This is a genomic window from Bradyrhizobium sp. USDA 4461 (assembly GCF_054055655.1).
In genome coordinates, this window is the sequence record NZ_JBSRXM010000001.1 from 553,015 (window position 1) to 577,853 (window position 24,839).

Consider the following 24,839-nt stretch of genomic DNA (forward strand, 5'->3'; position numbering starts at 1 on the left):
GTAAGGCGGGAGCAACGCTCTCGCCTTCGCCCACGACCCACCCCACGGAGCAGCGGATGGACGTCGAGATCGCCCCCAAGCCGGCCGAACCTCTGCTGCGATTGCGGGGGATATCGAAGCGATTCACCGGCGTCCGCGCGCTCGACCGCGTCGACCTCGATGTCCACGCCGGCGAGCTTCACGTGCTGTTCGGCGAGAACGGTGCCGGCAAGTCGACCCTGATCAATGTCATATCGGGTACTTTTCCAGCCGACGAAGGCACCTTCCATTTCGGCGGCGAGCAGATCCAGCATCTGACACCGCAACGGGCCCGCGAGATCGGCATCAGCCCGGTGTTCCAGGAATTCTCGCTGATCCCGAGTCTCACCGTCGAAGAGAACCTGTTCCTTGGCCGCGAGATTACCCATGGCGGGGTGCTGCGCTCGCGCGAGATGCGCAAGCGCGCCAGCGCACTGATCGACGAGCTCGGCTTCGATCTCGATCCGTCACAACGGATCGATGACCTCTCCCGCGCACATCAGCAGATGGCCGAGATCGCAAAAGCCCTGCTCGGTCGCGTCCGCCTTTTGATCCTCGACGAGCCGACCGCCTCTTTGACCGAACGCGAGACCGGACGACTGTTCGAGCTGATCGCGCGCCTGAAAAGCCAGAATGTCGGGCTGATCTATGTCTCGCACCGCATGCGCGAGATCCGCGCGCTTGCCGACCGCGTCACGGTGCTGCGCGACGGCCGTCATATCCAGACCCTCGATGCCGCCGGCTCGACGGATGGCGAACTGGTGGAATTGATGACCGGCCGCAAGATCGACCTGCTGTTTCCGACCATCGCGCATCGCCCCGACAAGGTGATGGTCGACATCGAAAGCCTGACGCTCGCCGACGGCAGCGTTCAGGGGGTGAATTTCCATGCCTGCGCCGGCGAGATCACCGGAATCGCCGGCCTCGTCGGCTGCGGCAAGTCGGAGCTGATCCGCGCGATCTACGGCATCGAACCCGCGACGTCCGGCGTGATCCGTATCGATGGTCTGCCTTGCGAATTTCCGACGCCCAGGCGAAGTCTCAAGCGCGGTATCGCCTATTTTCCTGCCAACCGCATCGCCGAGGGTCTCGCGCTGTCGCGGCCGATCCGCGAGAACGCGTCGATGACCGGGCTCGACCTACCCGCCTTCGCCCGCTTAGGCGTCTTGCGGCAGGCTGCCGAGCGCATGACGATTACAGGCATCATGGAGCAGCTGCAGCTACGGCCGCTGAACATCGAACGCAGCGCCGGCACATTGTCCGGCGGCAACCGCCAGAAGGTGATGCTGGGACGCGCGCTGACGCGTGAACTGACCGTATTCCTCTTCGACGAGCCGAGCGTCGGGATCGACGTCGGCGCCAAGCTCGAAGTCTACGAGTTCATGAAACGCCTGATCGAGGCCGGCGCCGCCGTTATCGTGGTGTCGTCGGAATTGCCGGAGGTGCTGGCGCTGTCGAACCGGCTCTACGTGATGCACCACGGCCGCATCGCCGCCGAGCTGAAGGGCGCCGAGAAGACCGAGCAGAACGTGCTGTCGAGCTTCTTCCGCGATCACCTCGCCGCGGAGGTCGCATGACTACGGCGCTGGTCACCACCAACCCGCACGGCACGCTCAGCCTGCGATCGATGGCCGGCCGGATCGGATTCTTGCCGGCTTTGCTGGTGATGCTCGTGGCCGGCATGTCGGCGGTCGATCCGCAGTTCTATGGTATCATCAACGTCCTCAACATCCTGCGTAACGCCTCGCTGCTCGCGATCGTCGCCTGCGGCCAGGCACTGGTCATCATCGCCGGCGGCTTCGACCTTTCGGTCGGCGCGGTCGTCGCGCTGGCGAGCGTCGTCACCGCAAAAACCATGGCGGCGACCGCCGCCGCGTTTCCCGGCAACAATGCCCTTATCATCGCAAGCGGCGTCGCGGCCGGGCTCGGCTCCGGAGCCGTGGTCGGGCTCGTCAACGGCTTCTGCGTGGCCAAGCTCAAGGTCTCCGGCTTCGTTGTGACGCTCGGCACGATGTCGGCGACGGCGGGCGTCGGCTTGATGATCACCAACGGCATCCCGGTTTACGGCATGCCGGAGAGCTTCGTGAAAGGCTTTGGCCGCGCCCAGGCACTCGGGCTGCCGACCGCGGTTCATGTCGCGCTGATCGTAATCCTCGTGATGGTGTTTGCGCAGCGGCGCACGCTGTTCGGCCGTTACGTCTACGCGATCGGCGGCAATGTCGATGCCGCCGTGGTGTCGGGTGTGACGATCCAGCGCCATATCGTCGGCACCTATGTCGTCTCGAGCGTGCTGGCGGCATTGACCGGCATCCTGCTGACCGCGCAGGTCGGCTCGGGCCAGGCCAGCTTCGGCGGCGACCGGATGATGCTGCAATCGATCGCTGCCGCCGTGATCGGCGGCGTCAGCCTGCGCGGCGGCGTCGGGCGCGTCGAGATTGTCGCCGTCAGTGCGCTGTTCCTGACCATCCTCGGCAACGCACTCAACCTGCTGCATGTCGATTCCCGCCTTCAGCCGGTCTTCCTCGGCGTCATCATGGTCGCAGCCGTGGCGCTCGACGAACTCAGCCGACGGAGCAAGCCGCGTGTCTGATCTCGAATTATCTGTCGGTGCCAAGGACCCCGATCGCCCGCAACTGACGGTAAGCCGCCGGCTCTGGAGCGCGGTCCTGCCGGCTGCCCTGGTCGTGCTGCTGCTCGGCTTTGCCATGGTCGACCACGGCGTGCTGTCATCGGCCAACCTGCTCAACATCGCGCAGCAGACCAGCTACCTCGCCCTGTTCGCCATGGCGCAGACCGTCGTCATCCTCACCCGCGGCTTCGACCTCGCCCTTGGCCCGACCGTGTCGATGGTCAGCGTCGGCACTGCGCTGGCGATGGCCGGCGCCACCGCGTCGGGCCATGGCACGGCCGCCGTGCTGCTCGCCGGGCTCGCGGCCGGTTTCGCGCTCGGCATCGCGTGCGGCCTGTTCAACGGCGTGGTCATCGCGCTGCTCGGCGTCAATCCGTTCGTCGCGACGCTGGGCAGCTACAATATCGCGATCGGGATCGCGACCACCCTTTCGTCCGGACGGCCGGTGCAGGGCGTGCCGCCGCTGTTCTCGCAGATATTCTACGGCGGCAGCCTGTTCGGCGTGCCGGCGGCGATCGCGATCACCGTCGCGATCGGCGTCTTGCTTCATCTGCTGCTGGCACGCACCGTGTTCGGCCGGTCGCTCTATTTGATCGGCACCAACCCGCGCGCCGCGGCGGTCGCCGGCCTGCCGGTCAGGCGCATCCTGGTCGCGACCTACGTGCTGTGCTCGGGGCTTGCCGCGCTGGGTGCGATCATGATGACGGCGCGGACCGGCTCGGGCGAACCGAACCTCGGCGGCGCGCTTTCGCTGCAGGCGATCGCCGGCGCCGTGGTCGGCGGAACCAGCCTGGCAGGCGGGCGCGGCGGGGTCGGCACCGCCATCCTCGGCGCGCTGTTCATCACCATTCTGTCCAACGGCATGAACCTCACCCGGATCGACGGATACGTCCAGATGGTCGTGCTCGGCGCGATCGTCATCATCGGCGTCCTGCTGGATCGCCTGCGGCAGGAGCGACGCCAATGACGTCGGGCTCACCCATCCGGGACAGCGCGGTCGCGGCGCAGAACGCACCGGCATCGATCTACGTTGCGCTCTCGCTCGCCGCCGCGCTCGATGCCCTGGGCGAAGTCGGTGCGGCCGGCGCTCCCTTCGCCGGCGGCACCTGGATCATGCGATCGCCGATCCGGCACCAGCCGCTCAAGACCCATTACGTCGCGATCGGACGAATAGCCGAGCTGAATGCGGTCCGGATCGGCAGCGATGCCATCGAGATCGGCGCGGCGGTCACGCATGCGGAGCTGACGGCGGCCCTGGCCGGTCATCCGGAGTTTGCCGGCCTCGCAGCGGCTGCCGGACACTCCGCCAACCCCGCGATCCGTGCCATGGCAACGATCGGCGGCAATCTCGCGACGTCTGATTTCGCCGCGGCGGATTGCGTGCCGGCGCTGCTCTGTCTCGATGCCGATGTCGAGATCGCGGACCGCAGCGGTCGCGAGCACCTCAGCCTGGCGGATTTCCTCAAGATCAGGTCAACGCTCGCACCCGGCCGCTTGGTGACACGGATCATCCTGCCCCGGACCGAGCGCAAGACGGTCCATGTCCGGCTGCCGCTGCGCAGAGCGGGCGACTATCCGGTCGCCATCGTCAGCCTTTCGGTCAGCCTCGATGCGGCGAGCCGTGTCCAGGCCGCGCGGATCGCCGTCGGTTCGGTCGAAGCGAGCGCACGGCGATGGCCGCAGCTGGAAGCGGCGCTGCTCGGACGGCCGCTCGACGCCGCAGAAGCAGCAAGGAGCGCGACCGAGTTGACGGACGAGTTCACCGGCCGCGACAGCGTCGATGCGCCCGGCTGGTATCGCGTCAGCGTGCTGCCTGGCCTCGTCCGCCGCGCTGCGATCGCAGCGCTCGGCTCCTGAACCCGCGGGGATCGACATGGGATTTAGCCTCACCGTCAACGGCGATCGCCTCTCCTGCACGGCGGACCCTGCCACGCCGCTGGTCGACATCCTGCGCGAGGAGCTGCATCTGACCGGCGCGAAACCGGTCTGTCGCGAAGGCTTTTGCGGTGCCTGCATGGTGCTGGTCGACGGCGAGCCCACGCCATCCTGCCTGCTGCCGGCCGCGTTGGCCGATGGCCGCGCGATCCACACGGTGGAAGGCCTCGCGCCGCACGGCGCACTGAACCGTATCCAGATAGCGCTCGAGGCCAGCGACGCCGTCCAGTGCGGCATGTGCTTTCCCGGCATGGTGGTGAGTTTGGCACATCTCCTGACGACCCGGCCTGACGCGACCCGTGACGAGATCCGGGCGGCGCTGACCGGAAATATCTGTCGCTGCACCGGATATGAACGCATTGTCGAGGCGACACTGCTCGCCTTGGCCACGAGATGATCGGGAGGCGCAGGGATGTCCGATGTTTCCGCGACGATGGATTTGCGCCGGCGCGACGCCGCCGACAAGCTGCGCGGCCGCACGCGCTACACCATCGATCGGTATCTGCCGGGCATGCTGCATGCCGCGGTGCTGCGCGCTACCGTGCCGTCGGGGCGGATCGTTCGTCTCGATACGTCGCGGGCTGCCCGCATGCCGGGGGTGCGCGCGATCGTCACGGCAGCCGATGCGCCCGGCATGATCGGGATCGGCATCGCCGATCACCCGCTCTTCGCCCGCGACGTCATTCGCTACGATGGCGAACCGCTCGCCGCGGTCGCAGCCGTCACGTTGGCGCAGGCACAGGCCGCGCTGGCGGCGATTGACGTGGAGATCGAACCGCTGCCGGCAATATTGACCATGGCGGATGCACTGGCACCCGATGCGCCGCTGGTTCATCCGGACTGGCGGAGCTACGAGGTCCTGCTCGAAGGCGGCGCGCGTGGCGGCAACGTCGCCTGGGAGGCGACCGTCGTGCGCGGCGATGTCGATGCCGCCTTTGCCCGGCCTGACGTCGAGATCGTCGAGAGCTGCTTTCGCGTCGGCCGGCAGAACCATGTGGCGTTCGAGCCGCGCGCGGTGGTCGCGAGCTACGAGGACGGCCGCTTCCATATCGAGACGTCGACGCAGGTTCCCTGGAGCATCCGCAACGCGACCGCGCGCCTGCTGGGGGTGCCGGCATCGCAGGTCCGCGTCACCGTGCCGCCGGTCGGCGGCGGCTTCGGTCTCAAGTTCGATCTGGCGGTTGAGCCCTTTGCTGCTCTGCTCGCCCGCGCCAGCGGTCGGCCGGTGCGCCTGGTCAATTCGCGCGAGGAGGAGATGCTGACCTGCCTGTTCCGCGAGAACGCCGATATCCGGATCCGCTCGGCGGTGACGCGCGAGGGCGACATCGTGGGCCGCGAAGCGGTCGTGCTGATGGATTGCGGCGCCTATGGCGGCGAACAGATCTTCCTGACCACCATGACCGCGCACACGCTGGGCGGCAACTACAAGCTCGGCAGCGTGCGCATGGTTTCACGCGCGGTCTATACCAACACGACGCCGAACGGTGCCTTTCGTTGCTGCAACGGCGTCTACAACACCTTTGCGCTGGAGCGGCACACCGACGAGATCGCGGCGCGGATCGGCATGGATCCACTGGCCTTCCGCCGCCGCAACGTGCTCGGCGACAAGGATCTCGGCGCCACCGGCCAGGTGTTCGAAGGCAACGTGCTCGGCCCGATGCTCGCACGAATGGATACGCTGCGCGATGCGGCAACGCCAAGTCTCCCACGTGTCGACGGCCGGCTCCATGGACGCGCGACCACCGTCGGCACCTGGTTCGTCTTCGTCGGCCCGTCGGCGGCAACCGTCAACATGAATGCCGACGGCACGGCGACGCTGGTCACGTCGGGCGTCGAGATCGGGTCGGGCTCGATGATGCAGAGCCTGCCGCAGATCGTCGCCAGCACGCTCGGCATCGCGCCCGAGCACGTCATCGTCCGGGCCGCCGATACCGATGCGGCCGGCTATGATGTCGGCGTCGGCGGCGGCCGCACCACGGTTTCGCTCGGCGCCGCCAGCCTGTCGGCCGCGCAGGAGGTGCGCACCAAGCTCCTGAAGGTCGCCGCCGACATGATCGAGGCCGCACCCGATGATCTCGTGATGCGCGACGGGCGGATCGAGATCGCGGGCGCGCCGGGCTCCGGCCGCACCGTCGCCGAGGTCGCGACCCGGGCCCAGACGCTAGGTGGTCCGGTTTCAGGCACCGGCGCCTTCACCGGCGCGGGCGTGCCGGCGATGCCGGGCTGCGTCGCCGGTCATTTCATCGACGCGATCGACATCCCCGTATTCGCAGTCCACGACTGCGAGGTCGCGGTCGATCCGGAAACCGGACATGTCGAGGTGCTCAGCTATCGCGTGGTGCAGGATGTCGGCCGTGCGCTAAATCCGCGCGCCATCCATGGCCAGATCCAGGGCGGTGTCGTGCAGGGGCTGGGTTATGCACTGCACGAGGAGGTCATGATCGGCGACAACGGCCGCGTCTGCCAGAACGGCTTCGAGACCTATCGGGTGCCGCTGGCGCTCGACGTCGTGCCGGTCGAGATCAGTCTTTACGAAGGGGCGCCGTCGATCGGACCGCTCGGCACCAAGGGCGCCGGCGAGGTGCCGATCCTCAATGTCGGCGCGGTCGTCGCCTGCGCTGTTGCGAACGCCACAGGCAAGCGCGTCCAGACGCTACCATTGACCCCGCCGCGGGTGCTCGAGCTCCTGCTCGATCGAAAGCCGGAGCTGACCCTTCCCCACATTGCCGACAAATGGACGGATAATCTGATCCGCCCACACTGAGGTCGTCAGACCCAGCCGCCGTCGACGATGTAGTTCTGGTTGGTGCAGGCGCCGCTGTCGTCGGCGGCGAAGAACAGCACGACGCGGGCGATGTCATCCGGCACCAGCTTGCGCTTGAGGCATTGCCGCTGCATCAGTTCGGCGACGCCTTCGGGCGTCAACCAATTGTCCTGCTGCCGCTGCGTCATGATCCATCCGGGCAGGATGGAATTGACCCGCACATTGTTCGGCCCGAGATCGCGGGCCAATGCACGGGTAAGGCCCTGCACCGCCGACTTGGCAGTCGTGTAGCAGGGCATGTTGCCCTGGCCGATCACCCAGCTCACCGAGCCCATGTTGATGATCGAACCGCCGCCGGCCTGTTTCATGTCGGGTGCAACGGCCTGGGCGGCAAAGAACTGATGCTTCAGATTGGTGGCGAACCGCTCGTCCCAATATTCCGGCGTGACGTCCTCGATCGCGTGGCGGTCGTCGCGCGCTGCGTTGTTGACCAGGATGGTGATCGGCCCGAGCGCCTCGCGGATGCCGGCAATCGCGCGCCGCAGGGCCGCGATGTCGCGCAGATCGGCGTGCTCGAAATGGACGCGGGATTGCGCCGGCAGGTCGGCAAGCAACCGTTTCGAGGCCGTCTCGTCGATATCGATGAAGCCGACCCGTGCGCCCTGGTTGACGAACTGCCGGACGATCGCCTCGCCGATGCCGGAACCGCCACCGGTCACCAGGACGGTCCGGTCCTTGAGGCTTGGATAGATGGCACCCTGCATTGGCATACTCTCGATTGGACGCCTGAAGCGCGTCGGTTGCGTTGTTGCCGCGGCTCAAACCTGGGGCCGCAGCTCCCGAGATTTCACTCGGTTGTCTCCATGTGGCTTCGATCCACGACCCGCAGCGTCCGCCGCACCATGCCGTCGACAATCGTCGCCGACTCGCTGGGACGCACATGGACCGTCGTGGATTTGAGCAGCGACGGCAACACCGCCCGGTCGAGCCGCTCCTCGTAGGCGCTGCGCATCATGTCGAACGCTTCCAGGCCGGGGCCTGCGAGGATGAGATGATCCGGGCGCAGCACCGAAATCGTCGTGGCGACCGCCTCGGCAAGCGCAAGGCCGGCCTGCCGGAATAGCTGCTCGAGACGGGGGTCGCCGGCGCGTGCCCGCGCCCGCAACAGCGCCATCTGAGCCTCGGACGGCTGCTGCGACACCGCCGGCGGCAGGTCGAGAAAGGTGCGCGCGTCGCGGTAGAGCGCATAATCGGCAAGATGGGCCTCGATGCAGCCGCGTTGCCCGCAGCGGCATTGCGGACCGTTCATCGCCAACTTGACATGGCCGATCTCACTGCCCGCACCGGCTCTCCAGCTCGCTTCGCCATCGACAATGATACCCATGCCGACACCATGGCCCACCATGATCGTGGCGGTGAGGCCCTGTGCCAATGCGGGTTCGGCGGCCACAAGCGCCAGCGCAACGGCCACCGCGTCGTTCGCCATCACGACGTCGACGCCGAATGCCTCGCGCACGGGCTTCGCCAGATCGACGTCAGTGATCGACAGTGCCGGACTCCACAAATGCCGGCCGCTGTCGGCGTCGACGATCCCCTGCAAGGCGATCCCGATTCCGAGCAGCCGATCGCGCGGCGTGGCCGTCTCATCGAGCATGGCTTCGATCTGGGCGATCACGAGATCGCACAACGCACCGGCATCGAGGCCGCGCGTCGTCAGTTCAAGCCGCGATTGCGCCAGGGCCGAGCCGCTGAAATCGGCGATCAATGTCTCGATCAGGTTCATGCGCAGCGAGACCGCGATGATCCGGCCGAACTCGGGATTGAGGGTGAGCAGCACCGCCGGCCGGCCGCGGCGGCGGCCGTTCAGCCCGTCCGCGTCGTCCTCGTCGGTATCGTCGGTCCACAGCGCCGCCGCATCCGGCTCGGCTTCGCAGAGCAGGTCTTCCGCCATCAGTTTCGAGGTGATTGCCGAAATCGCCGGGAAGCTCAGCCCCGTGCTGCGTGCGAGCTCGACGCGCGGCAATGGCCCCTGACGCCGCAGGACCTCGACGAGACGACCGCGGCTCGACCCGCGAGCCACACTTGAAGCACGTCTCAGCGGTTCAGACTGCTCGTTCATGCCGACTTTTTTAATTCGCTTGATAAAATTATTCAACGTATGCGGCTCAGAAGTTGGTCAAAAATGGCGGATAGCGGCGAAAATACATCACCAACATACTATTATTGCTTGAAGACGTCGGAATGAACACCCTTGACTGGACATTTTGTCGCGATAATTTATTAGTTGCGTGAATAAAATAAGGCGTGAAAAGCGCCGAGCGTGAAATCCCCTCACCGGGGGCGTCGTCAGGGAGGTGCATATGAATGACTCGATGAAAAGATTGATCGTGCCGCTGCTCGCGGGCGCAGCCGCGCTCGCGATGGCGACAGGGGTAGCACAGGCGCAGCAAAAAAAGACCATCGCCCTGGTGACCAATGTCGCCGCCGACTTCTGGACCATCGCGGGCCGCGGGCTCGAGAAGGCGCAGAAGGAGCACCCGGAATACAATATCGAGCTGATCGTCACCAATGAAGGGACGGCGGCCGGCCAGCGCCGCGAACTGGACGATCTGCTGGTGCGTGGCGTCGCCGGCATCTCGATCTCGGTCGACGATGCGCCGCATGCGACCGAGGAGCTCAACAAGGTCGCAGCCAAGACCGTGCTGATCACGACCGACAGCGACGCGCCGCAGAGCAACCGCCTGGCCTATATCGGCACCGACAATGTCGCAGCGGGACGGCAGGCCGGCGAGGAGATCAAAAAGGCGCTGCCGAACGGCGGCAAGATCGCACTGTTCGTCGGCACGATGGATGCCGACAACGCCCGCGAGCGCGTACAGGGCATCAAGGAAGCGATCGCCGGCACCAAGGTCGAGCTGGTCGACGTCTTCACCGACCAGGTGGACTTCGCCAAGGCCAAGGCGAACATGGAGAACGTGCTCGTCAAATATCCCGACATCGCATTGCTGTCGGGGCTGTGGAGCTACGAAACGCCGCTGATCTATGACGCGGTGAAGGCCGCGGGCAAGGCCGGCAAGGTGAAGATCGTCGGCTTCGACGAGGACCAGCGCACGCTGCGCGGCATTTCCGACGGCACGATCGAATCCACGGTCGTGCAGCAGCCCTACGAGTTCGGTTATCTCTCGGCCACCAACATCATCAAGACGCTGAACGGCGACAAGTCCTGGATTCCGAAGGACAGCAAACTGATCGTTCCGACCAAGGTCATCAGCAAGACCAATGTCGCGGAGTTCGCCGGACAGATGAAGGAACTGCTGAAGAAATAACTTCAGTCGGCATCACCGCCCGGCCGCCGCAGGCAGCCGGGCGGATGCAGGAGGATATGCCGAATGGCGGAGACGCTGCTCGAACTCAGCGGAATCAGCAAGACCTATCCCGGCGTGCGGGCGCTGGACGACGTCAATTTGCGCGTCTGCCGCGGCGAGGTGCTTGGCCTGATCGGCGAGAACGGCGCCGGCAAATCGACGCTGATGCGCGTGCTGGCCGGCGTGATTGAACCGAGCGCGGGCGTGATCCGGATCGGGGGCAACGAGCACGCCCGGATGACGGTGACCGAGGCCACGCAATGCGGCATCGCCTTCGTGCACCAGGAGCTGAATCTGTTCGAGAACCTCGACGTCGCGGCCAACGTCTTCATCGGGCGCGAGAAGCTTGCCGGCGGCCCGCTGAAGCTGGTGGACAATGCCGAGATGCGTGCCCGGGTGACGCCGTTGCTGGAACGTCTGGGCGCCGATTTCACGCCGAACACGCTGGTCGACAATCTGTCGATCGCGGAGCGTCAGATGGTGGAGATCGCCAAGGCGCTCTCGATCGACGCCCGCGTGATCATCATGGACGAGCCGACCTCCAGCCTGACGATTTCCGAAACCGAGCGGCTGCTCGAGGTGATCGCCGACCTGAAGGCGCACGGCATCTCGGTGATCTACATCTCCCACCGGCTCGGCGAGATCATGAGCTGCGCCGATCGCGTCGTGGTGCTGCGCGACGGGCGCACGGTCGGCGAGCTGGCGCGAGACGAGCTCAGCCACGCAGCGATGATCCGGCTGATGATCGGCCGCGACCTCAAGGCGCTGTATACGCCGCCGGCCCACGCGCCGCAGCCAGGCGGCTGCGATATCGAAGGCGTCGTGACATCGGCTTTTCCCGACCGGCAGGTCAACCTGTCGGTACGTCGCGGCGAAATCCTCGGCCTCGCCGGCCTGGTCGGCGCCGGCCGCACCTCGCTGGCCCGCGCCGTGTTCGGTGTCGACGCACTGCTGGGTGGCGAAATCAGGGTCGACAACATGCCGGTCGGCGTCGGCTCGCCGCGCGATGCGATCAGGCAAGGGATCTACCTGGTGCCGGAGGATCGCAAGAAATCCGGACTGGTGCTCGAATTGCCGATCCGCGAAAACGTCACGCTCGCGAGCCTGCTGGATCACGCGCGGATGTGGCTGGTCAACGGTACGGCTGAGCGCAAGATCGCCAAGGACCAGGCCCGGCGGCTGTCGATCAAGGCGCCGAGCGTCGACATTGAAGCCGTGACGCTGTCCGGCGGCAACCAGCAGAAAGTCGTGCTGGGCAAGTGGCTCTCGATGCAGCCGCGCGTGATGTTCTTCGACGAGCCGACCCGCGGCATCGACGTCGGCGCCAAGAGCGAGATCTACGCGCTGATGCGCAGCCTCGCCGACCAGGGCGTCGCGATCGTGATGATCTCCTCGGACATGGAGGAGGTCATCGGCGTCTCCGACCGGGTGGCGGTGATGCATGAAGGCAGTGTCAGCGGCGTGCTCGAGCGCGACCAGTTCAGCGAATACAACGTGTTGAGGCTGGCGGTCGGCCAAGCGCTCGAAATTCAGGAGGCCGCGGCGTCATGATGAAGAAGGAACTCGGCCTGTTCTTGCTGCTGGCGGTGATCTCGGCCATCACCGGTGTGATCAATCCGGCCTTTCTGTCGTTCGTGAACCTGCTGAACATGGCCAATCTGATCGGCCTGTTCGGCGTGTTCGCCCTGGGCGAAGGGCTCGTCATCATCACCGGCGGCATCGATCTCTCGCTCGGCTCGATGTTCGCGCTGCTCGGCGTCGTCTTCATCGATCTGCTGACGACCTATCAAGTGCCCTGGCCGTTCGCGCTGCTGCTGGTGCTGATGGGCGGGCTGGCACTCGGCGGCATCCAGGGCTTCCTGATCACGCGGCTGAAGATGCAGCCCTTCATCGTGACGCTGTGCGGGCTTTTGATCTATCGCGGCGCGGCGCGCTACTACACCAGCGATTCGACCCGCGGCTTCGGCTACGGCGACGAGGCCAGCACGCTGAGCAGCATCGCCTCAGGCAACGTCGCTGGCATTCCGAACACCTTCATCTTCCTGATCGTGCTTGCGTTGATCCTCGGCGTGCTGCTGCATCGTTCGGTCTACGGGCGCTGGCTCTACGCCGTGGGCAAGAACGAGGAAGCGGCACGCTTCTCCGGCATCAACACCAACCTCGTAATCGCGACCGCCTATGTCATCAGCGGCGTGCTCGCCGGCGTGTCGACCGTGATGTTCGTGTTCTATACCAACTCGGTCTCGCCGAGCTCGTTCGGCAATTTTTATGAGCTCTATGCGATCGCGGCGGCGGTTCTCGGCGGCTGCAGCCTGCGCGGCGGCGAGGGCTCGATTCTCGGCATCGTGCTGGGCACGGCGTTGCTGCAGGTGCTGCAGAACCTGGTGAACATCCTCGGCATCCCGAACTCCCTGAACTTCGCGGTGATGGGAACCGTGATCCTGATCGGCGTGCTGGCGGATCAGCAATTGCAGGCGCGGCGGCGACGCAAGGCCGCGCTGGCTGGCCTCGCCCGCACGACGCCGAAGGCGCCATCGGGGCAGGGAAAGCAGAGCACATCGACGCTCAGCGCGGCCGCGGTGCGGACGGGCACGGGCGAGCAGGCATGACGGTACGGCGCGACCGGGGAGCAGCATGGTCGCGGCGACTTGAGAAGAGGAGCTTGAGGGGAGCTCGACGCGCAAGGTCGCTTTTGCTGTGCGCGCCGTTTCTATCTCAAGTTGATGGATCGATACACGGGGCGCGTTTCGGCTGAGGGGCTTTGGGCCGGAACGCGACACAAACAGACAAAGCCGGGGACGCTGGGAGTGCAGAAAATGTCATCTTGGTCTGTGAGCACCGCGCGGGCGTGCGGCGTGGGGATCGCCCTGTTATCTCTGTTCGGCGGCGCGCGTGCTGCCGATCTGCTAACGAAGGCTCCGCCTGTGCCTTACACGGAGACCGACGATTTCTGGACGAGGCCGTATCTGTTCGGCGATCTCGGCAGAACGCAGTTGAAGGAGCGCGGCATCTCGCTGGCCCTGACGCTGGGTGACGAAGCCGTCGGTAACTTGTCGGGCGGCAACAGGAACACCGCGACCCAGGCCGGTCAGCTGTTCTTCCAGGCCAAGTTCGACATGGCAAAGCTCGCCGGCATCCAGGGCGCCACCGTCGGCCTCACGCTGGTCGACCGCTTCGGCCACAATCTGAATGACGAGGCAGGCATTCCGGCCTTGCAGCTGACCAACGAAGTGTTCGGCCGCGGCAACATTCTGCGCCTCACCGAACTCTACTGGTCGCAGAAGCTGTTCGATGATCGCCTCGAACTCAAGGGCGGCCGTCTCCCGGTCGGTTCCGACTTCTTCTTCGGCCTGTGCGAGTTCATCAACCTGACATTCTGCGGCGGTCAGCCCGGCAACATCCAGGGTGGCTACATCTACAACTGGCCGGTGAGCCAGTGGGGCGGTGTCGTTCACTACAACTTCACCAAGGAATGGCAGCTGTCGGTCGGCGTCTACGACGCCAATCCGAATTATCTGACGACGTCGGACTCCAGCGTCTACTTCCTGCCCGGCGCTCCCGGATCGAGCCCCGCCTCCGGCGTGCTGGTGCCGGTCGAGGTGGTCTGGGCGCCGAGCGGTCCGCTGAACGGGACCTGGCGTTTCGGCGGCTGGTATGACAACGCCTCGACCATCGACGGCGGCCTGCCGGGCATCATCGCGATCTCGCCGGGCATCGGTGGTGTCTCGGACCAGAACCTCGGCGATTCACGCGGTCGCTATGGCGTCTATGAATCGATCCTGCAGCGCTTGACCGTCGACGGCCCCAAGGCACAGGGCTGGTACACCTTCCTCAACACGACCGTCGCCGATCACCGGACGTCGTACCAGGATTACCAGATCGCCCTCGGCTTCAGGCACACCGGCACGTTCTCCTGGCGTCCGGACGACGAGGTCGGCTTTGCGGTGGGCACGACCCACGTGAACACGGCCGCGCTCACACCCAATGCCGGCGGCAACGAAGTTCCGATCGAAGCCTGGTACGGCTGGCAGGCGACCGGCTGGATGAACCTCAAGTTCGACGCCCAGTACGTGATCAATCCGGGCGGACGCGGCTACAACGCCGCCGGCGTGAAGACCGACAACGCCTGGATTCTCGGCCTGCGCACGCTGGTGCACTTCTGAGCTGCCGGCATATGTTCGAACGAGGCCAGCCATGGTAACCCCTCACGACGCCGGGCTGGCGGTCCTGGAGTTGAAGGGCATCGGCAAGGAGTTCGGCGCCATTCGCGCGTTGCATGGCGTCGACCTGCGCATCTCTCCCGGCGAAGTGGTCGGCCTGATGGGCGACAACGGCGCCGGCAAGTCGACGCTCGTCAAGATCATTGCCGGCAACTTCCCGCCAAGTCACGGCGAGATCCGCTTTGACGGCAAGTCGGTCCACTTCGCCCGTCCGATCGATGCCCGTGCGGTCGGTATCGAAGTGGTCTACCAGGACCTTGCGCTCGCCGACAACCTCACGGCCGCGGCCAATGTCTTCCTTGGCCGTGAACTCAAGCGCAAGCTTGGTCCGTTCGCCTTGCTCGACCACAAGGCGATGGCGGCGCGTGCGCTGGAGCTGTTCGGCGAACTGCGCTCGGAGACCCGTCCGCATGACCTCGTCAAGCAGATGTCGGGCGGCCAGCGTCAGGCGGTCGCGATCGCCCGGACGCGCCTCTCCAATGCCAAGCTCGTGATGATGGACGAGCCGACGGCCGCGATCTCGGTCCGCCAGGTCGAGCAGGTGCTGGGCCTGATCCATCGCCTGAAGGAACAGGGCGTCGCGGTCATGTTGATCTCGCACCGCATGCCCGACGTGTTCGCGGTCTGCGACCGCGTCATCGTGATGCGCCGCGGCGAGAAGCGCGCCGACAAGGCAATCGGCGACACCAGCCCCGAGGAGGTCACGTCCCTCATCACCGGAGCGAAGGAGGCTGCGTGATGGCCACGCCCCTGGACTCTCCGATCAGCTTCACCAATGTCGGCAAGGCCAGATGGTGGCAGAGCGGCTTCTTCGCCTCGCAGACCGGCTACGTCCTGCTGGCGCTGCTCGTGCTGTTCGTGGTGATGAACTTCGCCAGCCCCTATTTCCTCACCGAAGGCAACATCCAGAACGTTGCGAAGAACTTCTCCTTCATCGCCATCGCCACGCTCGGCATGACCTTCGTCATCATTACCGGCGGCATCGATCTCTCGGTCGGCTCGGTGATGTGCTTCTCCGCGATGATCACCTCGATGGTCATGACGCAGATCTCGACACCGGGTCTGCCCGGCGCTGACTGGTTCGTGCATCTGGGCGCTGACGGCAAGACTGCGGTCGCCAATTTGCCGGGCTTGATCCTGCTCGTCTCGGTGCTGGCCGGACTCGGCGTCGCGCTGATCGTCGGCCTCGTCAACGGCTTCTGCATCGCGGTGCTTGGGCTGTCGCCTTTCGTCACCACGCTCGGCATGCTGTCGATCGTGCGCGGTCTCGGCTACGTCGTCTCCAACGGCCGCGGCAGTTTTCCGAGCGGTCCCGAAGCCAGCTATTTCTACACGCTGACATCGGGTGTCGTGTTCGGCATGCCGGCGCCGTTCATCTATCTCGTGGTGCTCGCGGTCGCGATGGCGGTCGTGCTGCACCACACCGGTTTCGGCCGCCACGTGTTTGCCGTCGGCGGCAATGAGAAGGCGGCCGCGCTCACCGGCATTCCGGTGGTGCGCGTCAAGATCGAAATCTATGTAATCTGCGCGCTTGCCGCGGGTTTGCAGGGCATCATCATCTGCGGCTGGCTGGGATCGGCGCCGGCGAACATGGCGACGTCCTACGAGCTCAACGTCATTGCCGCCGCGGTGATCGGCGGCGCCAATCTCGCCGGCGGTGCCGGCGGCCCGCTCGGCGCCATCGTCGGCTGCGTGCTGCTCGAGGTGATCCGCAACGGCCTCGTGCTCGCGCAGGTCAACTCCTATTGGCAGCAGACCTTGGTGGGCGTGATCATCATCGCCGCGGTGCTGGTCGACCGCCTGCGCTCGCGCATGGCCTGAAAGAGCTCGTCCCGGAGGATCGCGAATGTCCGCCTGTCCGCCTCCGGGAGCCGCTGATTGCAACGGACGGGCACAAAAACAATGTGGAGGGACGCAATGAGGAAGGCACTTCTTGCCGCCGCGGTCTTCGCCATGATGGCGACGCCCGGCTTTGCCCAGAGCTACAAATTCGTGATCGTGCCCAAGGCGATGAACAATCCGTTCTTCGATTTCGCGCGCGACGGATGTCAGAAGCGCGCCAAGGAGCTCGGCAACATCGAATGCATCTACAAGGGGCCGGTCGAGCATGAGCCTGCGACGCAGGCGCAGATCATCCAGGACTTCATCACCCAGAAGGTGGACGGTCTCGCCATCTCGGTCGCCGATGTCGCGGCGATGACCAAGTCGATCGAGGCGGCAACGGCAGCCGGCATTCCCGTCATCACGTTCGACTCGGACGCACCTGGCTCGAAGCGGATCAGCTATATCGGCACCGACAACAAGGAGTTCGGCATCGCGCTCGGCAAGCAATTGCTGAAGCTGCGGCCCGATGGCGGCAAGTACGCGATGATCTCCGGCGGGCCAGGTGCGGAGAACCTGGCCGAACGGGTCGACGGCGTCCGGGAAGCCCTCAAGGGCTCAAAATGGACCGAAGTCGGTGGCTCGCCGACCTTCTGCAACGATGACCCGCGCTCGGCGTCCAGCAGATGACCGATCTGCGCACCGCGACCCCCGACCTTGCGGCGATCATCCCGGTCGGCGGCTGGCCGATGTTCGCTCCGGAAGGCTTCAAGGCCTTCGCCAGCAAAAGCAAGAAGGACATCGACGCCGGCAAGTTCACGCTTGTCGTCGCCGACACCCTCCGGATGCAGCTCGAATTGCTGAATGAGGGTTACGCCAATGCGCTGATCGGCCAGCGTCCGTTCGAGATGGGCGAGAAGGCGATGGATACGCTGCTCGCCATCAAGAAGGGGCAGAAGGTGCCGCAGATCATCCACACCGGTCTCGACATCGTGACAAAGGACAACGTCGCGGCGATGTTGAAGTAGCCGCGCGCAATGGCTCGATAGGACGGCGATCGGCGATGCGATCTTGCTTCGCCGATCGTCACCGCCTGGGCCTGAACAACCCGACAGGTACGGTCAGGATTTTGGCTGCCTTGTGCCATCCGCGACCGCTGCTCGGCCGTGCGCCTCCAGGGCAGCCTTCAATCCAACTCCGCTGATGCCGGTCTTGAGCATATCCGCCACCAGTGACGCGACAGCGTTCGCCGCGTCGTCGATTGCGAGCCCGCCGTCACGGATGTTGGAGATGCAATTGCGCCGCGAATCCGGCGTACCGGGCTTCGGCCAGCAGGTGACGTAGATCCCGGCGCTGTCGGCCGCGGAGAGGCCGGGACGCTCACCGATCAGGGTGATGCAGATCTGCGCGCCAAGCGCTTCCGCAACGGGATCGCCGAGCGCCACCCGCGCCTGCGATGCCAGCACAAGCGGCGCGAGGGCGAGCCGACGTGCCGTGAGGTGCTCGACGATCGTCCGCACCAGCGGCACGGCGTTGACCTCGATGGCACTGGCGGACAATCCGTCCGCCACCACGATCACGATCGCGCCACCCGATCCGACGCCGGCAAGGCGCTGCGCCGCGCCGGTCGAGAGCTTGCGGCCGAGATCCGGACGGCGGACATAGCTGGCACGGTCGACGGCCTGGCTTTCGACCTCGACGACGCCGAGCTTCAGTCCGTCGAACGCGCGCCGCAGCGAAGCCCAATCGACCATAGACCAGACCGCCTGCCGCGCGCGCGCATGATCGAGCAGGAAGGATTGCGCCGCCCGCGTCGGCAACCCCGCGCCGAACCGGCCGAGCAGCACCCGCGCGTCGGTCATCTGGCGCAAGTCGAATGATACCGGAACTGCCCGTTCGTGGTCGTCGGTCATGTCAGGCACCGGGCAATTGCGCGTTCGCCATGTAGTCCGCGAGCCGCGGCGGCGTCTCCAGCAGGCGGCCGGCCCGATCGGTCAGCCCGATCTCGACGAGCCAGCGTTCGAACTCCGGCGCCGGCGGCCGCTTCAGCGTTTCACGGCAATAGACGGCATCGTGATGCGCGAGCGACTGGTAGTTCAGCATCACATCGTCAGCGCCGGGCACCGTGATGACGAAATTGACATTGGCCGCGCAGAGCAACGTCAGCAGCGCGTCCATGTCCTCCTGGTCGGCATCCGCGTGGTTGGTGTAGCAAACGTCGACGCCCATCGGCAGGCCGAGCAGCTTGCCGCAGAAATGATCCTCGAGCCCCGCGCGAATGATCTGCTTGCCGTTGAACAGATATTCCGGCCCGATGAACCCGACCACGGTGTTGACGAGCAGCGGGCTGAACTCGCGCGCGACCGCGTAGGCGCGGGCCTCCATGGTCTGCTGATCGACGCCGAAATTCGCCTCGGCCGACAGGGCTGCGCCCTGCCCGGTCTCGAAATACATCAGATTGGCGCCGGTCGCGCCACGCCCCAGCCCGCGCACCGCCTCATGGGCCTCCTTCAACAGAGCGAGGCTGACGCCGAACCCTTCATTGGCCTTCTGCGAGCCGGCGATCGACTGGAACACGAGATCGACCGGTGCGTTCGCCGCGACGGCTTTCAAAGCCGTCGTCACATGCCCCAGACAGCAGGTTTGCGTCGGGATCGACAGCCGGCTGCGCAGTTCGTCGAGCAGGGAGACGATCCGGATATAGTCGTCCACCGTATCGGTCGCCGGATTGACCCCGATCACCGCGTCGCCCGATCCCATCAACAGCCCATCGATCGCCGAAGCCGCAATGCCATAGGAATCATCGGTCGGATGATTTGGCTGATTGCGCGTCGAGAGCCGTCCGCTGAGCCCGATCGTCGAACGGAATGTCGTCACCACTTCCCGCTTCGACGCCACCGAGATCAGATCCTGCAACCGCATGATCTTCGAGACCGCAGCGACCATTTCGGGCGTCAGGCCACCCGCCACCGCCTCAAGCTGCCGCTGGCCGGTCTCCGGCTTGAGCAGCCATTCGCGGAATTCGCCGACCGTCAGCGACGAGACCACCGCGAAGGCCGCCGGATCGTGGCGATCCATGATCAGGCGCGAGACATCGTCGATCTCGGCTGGAATCAGCTCCTCGGCCAGGAAGGCCTTGAGCGGCAGATCGGCGAGCGCCATCTGCGCCGCAAGCCGCTCGACCGGACCGTCCGCGGCGATGCCGGCGAGCTGATCGCCCGACCGCTCCGGCGTCGCCTTGGCCAGCAGGTCCCTGAGGTCGGCAAAGTCGTAGACCGTTCCTTCGATGGTCGTCTTGTAGGACATGATAGCTACCGCTGGATCAAAGCGAGCGCTTCAGCGTGAAGCCGCTGCGTTGCCGTCGCCAGGACGCGCCCTTGCGAATGAATCGAGAGCGGGCATCCTTCCCAATCGGTGATGCAGCCGCCGGCGCCGTGCACGATCGGTACCAGCGCCATGTAGTCATAGGGCTGAAGCCCGGTTTCGAGAACGATGTCGCAATGTCCCGACGCGAGCAGGCCATAGATGTAGCAATCGCCGCCGAAACGGCGCATCCGCGCAGCGCGCGACAACCGCTCGAACGCCTCCGCTTCGCCTTTGACGAACATATCGGGTGACGTAGTGTAGAAACGCGCATCCGCGACGCTCGCGCACGCGCTGGTCCGTGCCAATCCACCGCCGAACCGCGTCAAGCCGGGCTTTGCCGTCCATCGTTCGCCGGTAAAGGGAACGTCGATCAGGCCGCAGAACGGTTGCTGCCGATAGGTCAGGGCGATCAGCGTGCCGAACAACGGGAAGCCGCTGATGAAGCTCTTCGTGCCGTCGATCGGATCGACGATCCAGGTGAACGCGCCGCCCGGCTTGGCTCCGATCTCCTCGCCGATGATGCCATGCTCCGGAAAGCGCGCCTGGATCCTTTCCCGGAGCCGCAGCTCGACGGCCCGATCGGCAATCGTCACCGGGCTGGCATCGGACTTGGCGGCAACGTCCAGCGGCGTGCGGAAATAGGACAGCACGATGGGCCTGACCGAATCCGCGAGCTCGGCAGCGAATGAGAGATAGACGTCGGCATCGTCTGCCGTGACGGCGTGCTGGGCCATTACAACGCCTTCAGGAACAGCGGCCATCGCGGATCGTGGATGATGGAGCGCGCCCGCATGTGCTTCCAGATGCCGTATTTGTAGAAATCGAAATCCAGCGTCGAGATCCGGTTCTGCACCATCGCCCAGGTGCTCCACTTGATATCGGCGAGCGCCTTGTGGACGACGAAGCGCGCATGCCAGCGCTTGTCGTAGCGGCCGAAATACGCCTCGATGATCTCCTTCTCGACGTCTTCGGGGAAGAAATGCTCGCTGCTCCAGATCGCGAGGTCGTAGAGCCGCTCATTGTTGGACGCATATTCGAAGTCGATCAGCTTGACCGACCCGTCCGCGCCGACCAGGAAGTTTCCCGGCATGGGATCGTTGAAGCAGGGAACGAGGTCGAGCCCGGCCGCCTCGAGCGCCGCGCGCGCCTGCTGATACTGGCGGTAGAGCCAGGCATGGTCCTCGGGCCAGTAACCGCCGAGTTGCCTCACCTGCTCATAATGTTCCTCGATCATGTCGAACACGGTCTTGGTCAGCGGCAGCGGCGGCGCCTCGTGGAAGCGGCGATAGATCTGCACCACATTGGCGCGAAACGCCGGATCGACGAAATCGCGGTGGGTCGATGGCCGCCGCTCATCGAGAAACTCGGAGACCTCGATGTCGAGATGGTCGAGGAAGTCGAAGGTGCGGGGACCGACATCGATCGCCTCGGCCTGTCTGCTGGCGGCCCGCGCCGCGCCCCGATCGATGAACATCTCGGTGCCGCGCCCCGGGATCTTCACGAAATATCCGACCGGATCATGCTCGACCGCGACCCGGAAATTGGTGTTGCTGATGCCGCCCGACACCGGCTGATACGACAAACGGCGCCCCTTCCAGGCGCCGACCTGAACGATCGCGGCCTCGAGCGCCCGCTCCGAATCCGACCGGCCCATGCCAACTTCGATCATATTGCTGTCTTGCCTCCGCTAGAGCGATCGCAGCCGCTGCTCGAACGCCGGATGTCCGAGCAGCATCCGGCAACGCAAGAACCGCCATTCCGCATATTTCAGGAACTCGACGCCACGCAGCGGCGATCGCGCGTGCTGCAGCAGGCTGCGCAACGCCCAATAGAGATCGTCCGCCGCGGCATAGAGCCTGCATCGACTGAACGCCTGATCGCTGAAGCGCCCATCATGGATTTCCAGCAGCGGCTTCATCTGGCTCTCGAACTGGAACAGCTCGTTCATCTGGACACCGAGCTGGTAGTAGGGATCGAGATCGCCGGCCATGTCGAAATCCACCAGCATCATCGCTCCATCCGGACCGAGCATCACGTTGGAGGAATGCGGATCGCCGTGCGCGGGCTTCAGTTCGACTCCGGTCGCAGCGATCGCTTCGCGGATCGCCGTCATCCACGCCTGCATCCACTCAGCATCGGCCGGAAGCACGGCTCCCGCCGCGGTGACCAGCGACCGCAGCCGATCGATGCCGTCGAAAACCGACCAGGGCCGTCCGAACGGCTCGCCCGCGGCGATCGACGTCTGCATCTCGACGAGCCGGACAAGCGCGTCCTGCTGCATCAGATCGTCGATCTTCGCCGTGCGCCAGCCGTCGCCCAGCCGCGCGAACAGCACGGCTCTCTCCGCCGGCGAGCAGGCGATCGGCTGCGGCGACAGATTGAGGCTGTAAAGCCGGCGCGCCGCCGCAAAGGCCACGTCGTCGTCGACCAGCTCGGCCACCTCGTCGTTTGCCAGCCGCAGGAACAGCGTCGCATCGCCGCCCTCGGGGGCGACGTTGAACGAGGTCGACTCGACGGCATGGTAGGATGGCGAGGCCACCGGGAACGTGGCCGCAGCATAGGCCGCGCGCGCGGCATCGATGACCGGCAAGCTTGCGATCGCGCGCTCGGCGCGTTGCTCAAGGGCTGTGTTGGGATCGCCGAGCGCTTTCATGCCGCCGTCCCGATCGGGTCGATTGCCCGCAGGCCTTCGCTGGCAATCGCGTAGAGCATGTCCGCCAGGATCTGCGTTCCGGTCGCCTGGTCGGAGGCGTCAGTGAACTCGGTCGGATGATGGATGACGCCGTCGCGCGAGCGCACGGCCATCACCACCGAGTGACAGACATCGGACATCGCCACGGCATCATGGCCGCCGATCGTATCGAGATGGCGCGCCGTCTCGCCGTGTGCGGCCGCCGTCCGCTCGGCCAGCGAGATCAGCCCTTGCGCAAATCCGCCGGCCTTGCGGCGGTCGACCGCCCTGACCTGATAGGTCACGCCGGCCTTGTCCGCCGCGGCCTCGATCCGGAGCTTCATCTTGCGTTCGGCTTCGGCGAGAACCTGGGGCGATCCCGAGCGCAATTCGATGAACAGAACCGCCTCTGACGGCACTGTATTGGGCGAATTCGGAAACACTTCGAGGCGGCCGACGGACGTATGCAGATCGAGGCCGTGCTCGCCGGCGATCTGCTTCAGATCCGCAATGAGATAGGCGGCGGCGAGCACCGCGTCCTTGCGCTCCGCCATCGGCGTGGCGCCGGTGTGGGCCTGCCGGCCGAGAAAGGCGAGACGATATTTGGTTGCACCCCAGAAGCGGGTGAAGATTCCGAAGCTTTCACCCGCCTCGAACAGCGCCTTGTCGCCTTCAATGTGCAGTTCGATCAGCGCGCCGGGAATCGCCACCTTGTCCTTGCCGGCATAGCCGATCTCGGCAAGCGATTGGCGCACGGTCACGCCGTCGCCATCCCTGCGGTCGAGCGCCCATTCGAGCTCCATCGCGCCGACGAACACGCTGCTGCCCAGCAGGCTCGGCTGAAACCGTGCGCCTTCCTCGTTGGTCCAGTTCACGACCTGGAAATTGCAGATCGGCAGCTTGTTCTCCGCCTTCAATCTCTCGGACACGGCGAGCACCGCTTCGCAGGCCGAGACCACGCCAAGCGCGCCGTCGAAGCGGCCGCCATTGGGCTGGCTGTCGATATGCGATCCGACCATGACGACCGGCGCGTTGGCGCCCGCCATCGACAGGCTGCCGAACTGGTTGCCGATCGCATCCACCGCCTCGGCAAAGCCGTTGCGGGCGAACCAGCGGCCGAGCCAGTCGCGCGCCGCCCCGTCTTCCTTCGACAACGCGAGCCGCGTCATGGATCCGTCCGGCCCGCCGCCGATCGTCGACAATTCGTCCATCATCGCCTGGAGACGCGATGGATTGATGGGAGCGCGGCTTGGGGCGATGTCAGGCATAGATGATTTCCACGTTGGATTTGAGGAATTGCTCGGAGAAGTCTTTGGTCAGGGTGCCGCCCGTGATGACCCCATCGACGTCGTGCAGGCCGAAGGTATGAATCGAGCCGAGACGGCCGAATTTGGAGTTGTCGGCAACGATGACCGAACGCTTGGCCTGCCCGCGCGCCACGCGTCGGATGATCGCCTCGTCCTCGCCATAGTCCATGAAGCCGCGCTCGGCATGAACCGCGCTGATCGCGATGATCGCAAGATCGAAGAAGTGCTCCTTCATGGCGGCCACCGTCTCCGGCCCGAAGGTCGCCTGATAGTCCGGTCGCAACCGCCCGCCGAGCACGCGGACGCTCGGCGTCGACGAATAGTAGAAGTGAGCTGCGACCGCGAGCGAGTTGCTCACGATCGTCAGATCCCTGCGGGTTTCGAGATGCTTCAGGCACGCCAGCGCCGTGGTGCCCTCGTCGACGAAGATCTTCATGCCGTCCTTGACCAGCGCCGCCGCGGCCTCGCCGATCCGCGCCTTTTCCCTCGCGCCGACGCGCAAACGCTCGGCAAACGGCTGGTCGCTCTCCTGCCGGTCGAGCACGGCGCCGCCATAAACGCGACGGGCAAAGCCCTGGGTCTCGAGCTCCCTGAGATCGCGCCGGATCGATTCCTCGCTGACCTTGAACTGATCGACGAGATCCTTGACGTGGACCCGCTGCTTCTGACGCAGCAGATCGCGGATCAGCTCCAGGCGATGCTCCGTAAAGCTCATGGCCGCTCCCCGGTTGTCACGGCACTAC

The 24,839-nt window shown here is 65.5% G+C and carries 21 protein-coding genes and 1 pseudogene; 13 read left to right on the forward strand and 9 right to left on the reverse strand.

The genetic code is table 11. From position 1 onward, the window contains the following. Nucleotides 1–56: 56 nt before the first annotated feature. From ACVINW_RS02670 to ACVINW_RS02695, 6 genes are read left to right on the forward strand one after another with little or no spacing between them, the layout of a single operon-like run. The gene (locus tag ACVINW_RS02670; RefSeq protein ID WP_456749871.1) at nucleotides 57–1,595 is read left to right on the forward strand and encodes a sugar ABC transporter ATP-binding protein; all 1,539 of its coding nucleotides are present in this window, start codon (nucleotides 57–59) and stop codon (nucleotides 1,593–1,595) included. Beyond that, nucleotides 1,592–2,608, forward strand: coding sequence for an ABC transporter permease (locus ACVINW_RS02675; protein WP_456749872.1), 1,017 nt, complete (start codon nucleotides 1,592–1,594; stop codon nucleotides 2,606–2,608). The genes ACVINW_RS02670 and ACVINW_RS02675 overlap by 4 nt, the downstream gene beginning before the upstream one ends. Further along, the gene (locus ACVINW_RS02680; RefSeq protein WP_456749873.1) at nucleotides 2,601–3,614 is read left to right on the forward strand and encodes an ABC transporter permease; all 1,014 of its coding nucleotides are present in this window, start codon (nucleotides 2,601–2,603) and stop codon (nucleotides 3,612–3,614) included. Before ACVINW_RS02675 ends, ACVINW_RS02680 begins: the two co-directional genes overlap by 8 nt. Next, complete coding sequence (locus ACVINW_RS02685; RefSeq protein ID WP_456749874.1) at nucleotides 3,611–4,504, forward strand: FAD binding domain-containing protein; 894 nt, start codon at nucleotides 3,611–3,613, stop codon at nucleotides 4,502–4,504. Before ACVINW_RS02680 ends, ACVINW_RS02685 begins: the two co-directional genes overlap by 4 nt. A 16-nt stretch (nucleotides 4,505–4,520) precedes the next feature. Next, nucleotides 4,521–4,979, forward strand: a complete 459-nt coding sequence (locus ACVINW_RS02690) for a (2Fe-2S)-binding protein (protein ID WP_456749875.1) — start codon at nucleotides 4,521–4,523, stop codon at nucleotides 4,977–4,979. Between the two features lie 15 nt (nucleotides 4,980–4,994). Then, nucleotides 4,995–7,346 (forward strand): xanthine dehydrogenase family protein molybdopterin-binding subunit, encoded by a 2,352-nt coding sequence (locus ACVINW_RS02695; RefSeq protein WP_456749876.1) that lies wholly within the window; start codon nucleotides 4,995–4,997, stop codon nucleotides 7,344–7,346. 5 nt (nucleotides 7,347–7,351) lie between these two features. On the opposite strand, the gene ACVINW_RS02700 is transcribed toward ACVINW_RS02695, so the two are convergent. Beyond that, entirely contained in the window at nucleotides 7,352–8,110 is a 759-nt protein-coding gene (locus tag ACVINW_RS02700) for an SDR family NAD(P)-dependent oxidoreductase (RefSeq protein ID WP_456749877.1), read from the reverse strand. A gap of 83 nt (nucleotides 8,111–8,193) precedes the next feature. After that, nucleotides 8,194–9,465, reverse strand: a complete 1,272-nt coding sequence (locus ACVINW_RS02705; protein WP_456749878.1) for an ROK family protein — start codon at nucleotides 9,463–9,465, stop codon at nucleotides 8,194–8,196. A 241-nt stretch (nucleotides 9,466–9,706) separates the two neighbouring features. Between ACVINW_RS02705 and ACVINW_RS02710 the strand changes: the two genes are divergently transcribed. From ACVINW_RS02710 to ACVINW_RS02740, 7 genes and pseudogenes are all read left to right on the forward strand, one after another. Continuing rightward, nucleotides 9,707–10,672 carry a sugar-binding protein gene (locus tag ACVINW_RS02710; protein WP_456749879.1) on the forward strand — a complete coding sequence of 322 codons (966 nt, stop codon included), beginning with the start codon at nucleotides 9,707–9,709 and terminating at the stop codon, nucleotides 10,670–10,672. 63 nt (nucleotides 10,673–10,735) lie between these two features. After that, nucleotides 10,736–12,262, forward strand: coding sequence for a sugar ABC transporter ATP-binding protein (locus tag ACVINW_RS02715; RefSeq protein ID WP_456749880.1), 1,527 nt, complete (start codon nucleotides 10,736–10,738; stop codon nucleotides 12,260–12,262). Beyond that, nucleotides 12,259–13,320: an ABC transporter permease gene (locus ACVINW_RS02720; RefSeq protein ID WP_456749881.1), complete on the forward strand. Its 1,062-nt coding sequence runs from the start codon at nucleotides 12,259–12,261 to the stop codon at nucleotides 13,318–13,320. The genes ACVINW_RS02715 and ACVINW_RS02720 overlap by 4 nt, the downstream gene beginning before the upstream one ends. A gap of 207 nt (nucleotides 13,321–13,527) precedes the next feature. Beyond that, nucleotides 13,528–14,874, forward strand: a complete 1,347-nt coding sequence (locus ACVINW_RS02725) for a carbohydrate porin (RefSeq protein ID WP_456749882.1) — start codon at nucleotides 13,528–13,530, stop codon at nucleotides 14,872–14,874. A 31-nt stretch (nucleotides 14,875–14,905) separates the two neighbouring features. After that, nucleotides 14,906–15,670 carry an ATP-binding cassette domain-containing protein gene (locus ACVINW_RS02730; protein WP_456749883.1) on the forward strand — a complete coding sequence of 255 codons (765 nt, stop codon included), beginning with the start codon at nucleotides 14,906–14,908 and terminating at the stop codon, nucleotides 15,668–15,670. After that, the gene (locus ACVINW_RS02735) at nucleotides 15,670–16,752 is read left to right on the forward strand and encodes an ABC transporter permease (RefSeq protein WP_456749884.1); all 1,083 of its coding nucleotides are present in this window, start codon (nucleotides 15,670–15,672) and stop codon (nucleotides 16,750–16,752) included. Before ACVINW_RS02730 ends, ACVINW_RS02735 begins: the two co-directional genes overlap by 1 nt. 96 nt (nucleotides 16,753–16,848) lie before the next feature. Then, nucleotides 16,849–17,780, forward strand: a pseudogene (locus tag ACVINW_RS02740) (sugar-binding protein). A 93-nt stretch (nucleotides 17,781–17,873) separates the two neighbouring features. On the opposite strand, the gene eutC reads toward ACVINW_RS02740, so the two are convergent. Genes eutC through ACVINW_RS02775 form a run of 7 tightly spaced genes read right to left on the reverse strand, consistent with a single transcriptional unit; the run spans nucleotide 17,874 to nucleotide 24,811 of the window. After that, a complete protein-coding gene (eutC, locus tag ACVINW_RS02745) occupies nucleotides 17,874–18,665 on the reverse strand; it encodes an ethanolamine ammonia-lyase subunit EutC (protein ID WP_456749885.1) in 792 nt (263 codons plus the stop codon). 1 nt (nucleotide 18,666) lies between these two features. Further along, nucleotides 18,667–20,058, reverse strand: a complete 1,392-nt coding sequence (locus tag ACVINW_RS02750; protein WP_456749886.1) for an ethanolamine ammonia-lyase subunit EutB — start codon at nucleotides 20,056–20,058, stop codon at nucleotides 18,667–18,669. Between the two features lie 5 nt (nucleotides 20,059–20,063). Continuing rightward, nucleotides 20,064–20,852, reverse strand: coding sequence for a histidinol-phosphatase (hisN, locus tag ACVINW_RS02755; RefSeq protein WP_456749887.1), 789 nt, complete (start codon nucleotides 20,850–20,852; stop codon nucleotides 20,064–20,066). After that, nucleotides 20,852–21,787: a phosphotransferase gene (locus ACVINW_RS02760; RefSeq protein ID WP_456749888.1), complete on the reverse strand. Its 936-nt coding sequence runs from the start codon at nucleotides 21,785–21,787 to the stop codon at nucleotides 20,852–20,854. Before ACVINW_RS02760 ends, hisN begins: the two co-directional genes overlap by 1 nt. 18 nt (nucleotides 21,788–21,805) lie before the next feature. Beyond that, nucleotides 21,806–22,771: a phosphotransferase gene (locus ACVINW_RS02765; protein WP_456749889.1), complete on the reverse strand. Its 966-nt coding sequence runs from the start codon at nucleotides 22,769–22,771 to the stop codon at nucleotides 21,806–21,808. Beyond that, complete coding sequence (locus tag ACVINW_RS02770) at nucleotides 22,768–24,057, reverse strand: allantoate amidohydrolase (RefSeq protein WP_456749890.1); 1,290 nt, start codon at nucleotides 24,055–24,057, stop codon at nucleotides 22,768–22,770. Before ACVINW_RS02770 ends, ACVINW_RS02765 begins: the two co-directional genes overlap by 4 nt. Then, on the reverse strand, nucleotides 24,050–24,811 hold the full coding sequence (locus tag ACVINW_RS02775) for a DeoR/GlpR family DNA-binding transcription regulator (RefSeq protein ID WP_456749891.1): 762 nt from the start codon (nucleotides 24,809–24,811) through the stop codon (nucleotides 24,050–24,052). Before ACVINW_RS02775 ends, ACVINW_RS02770 begins: the two co-directional genes overlap by 8 nt. Nucleotides 24,812–24,839 lie beyond the last annotated feature (28 nt).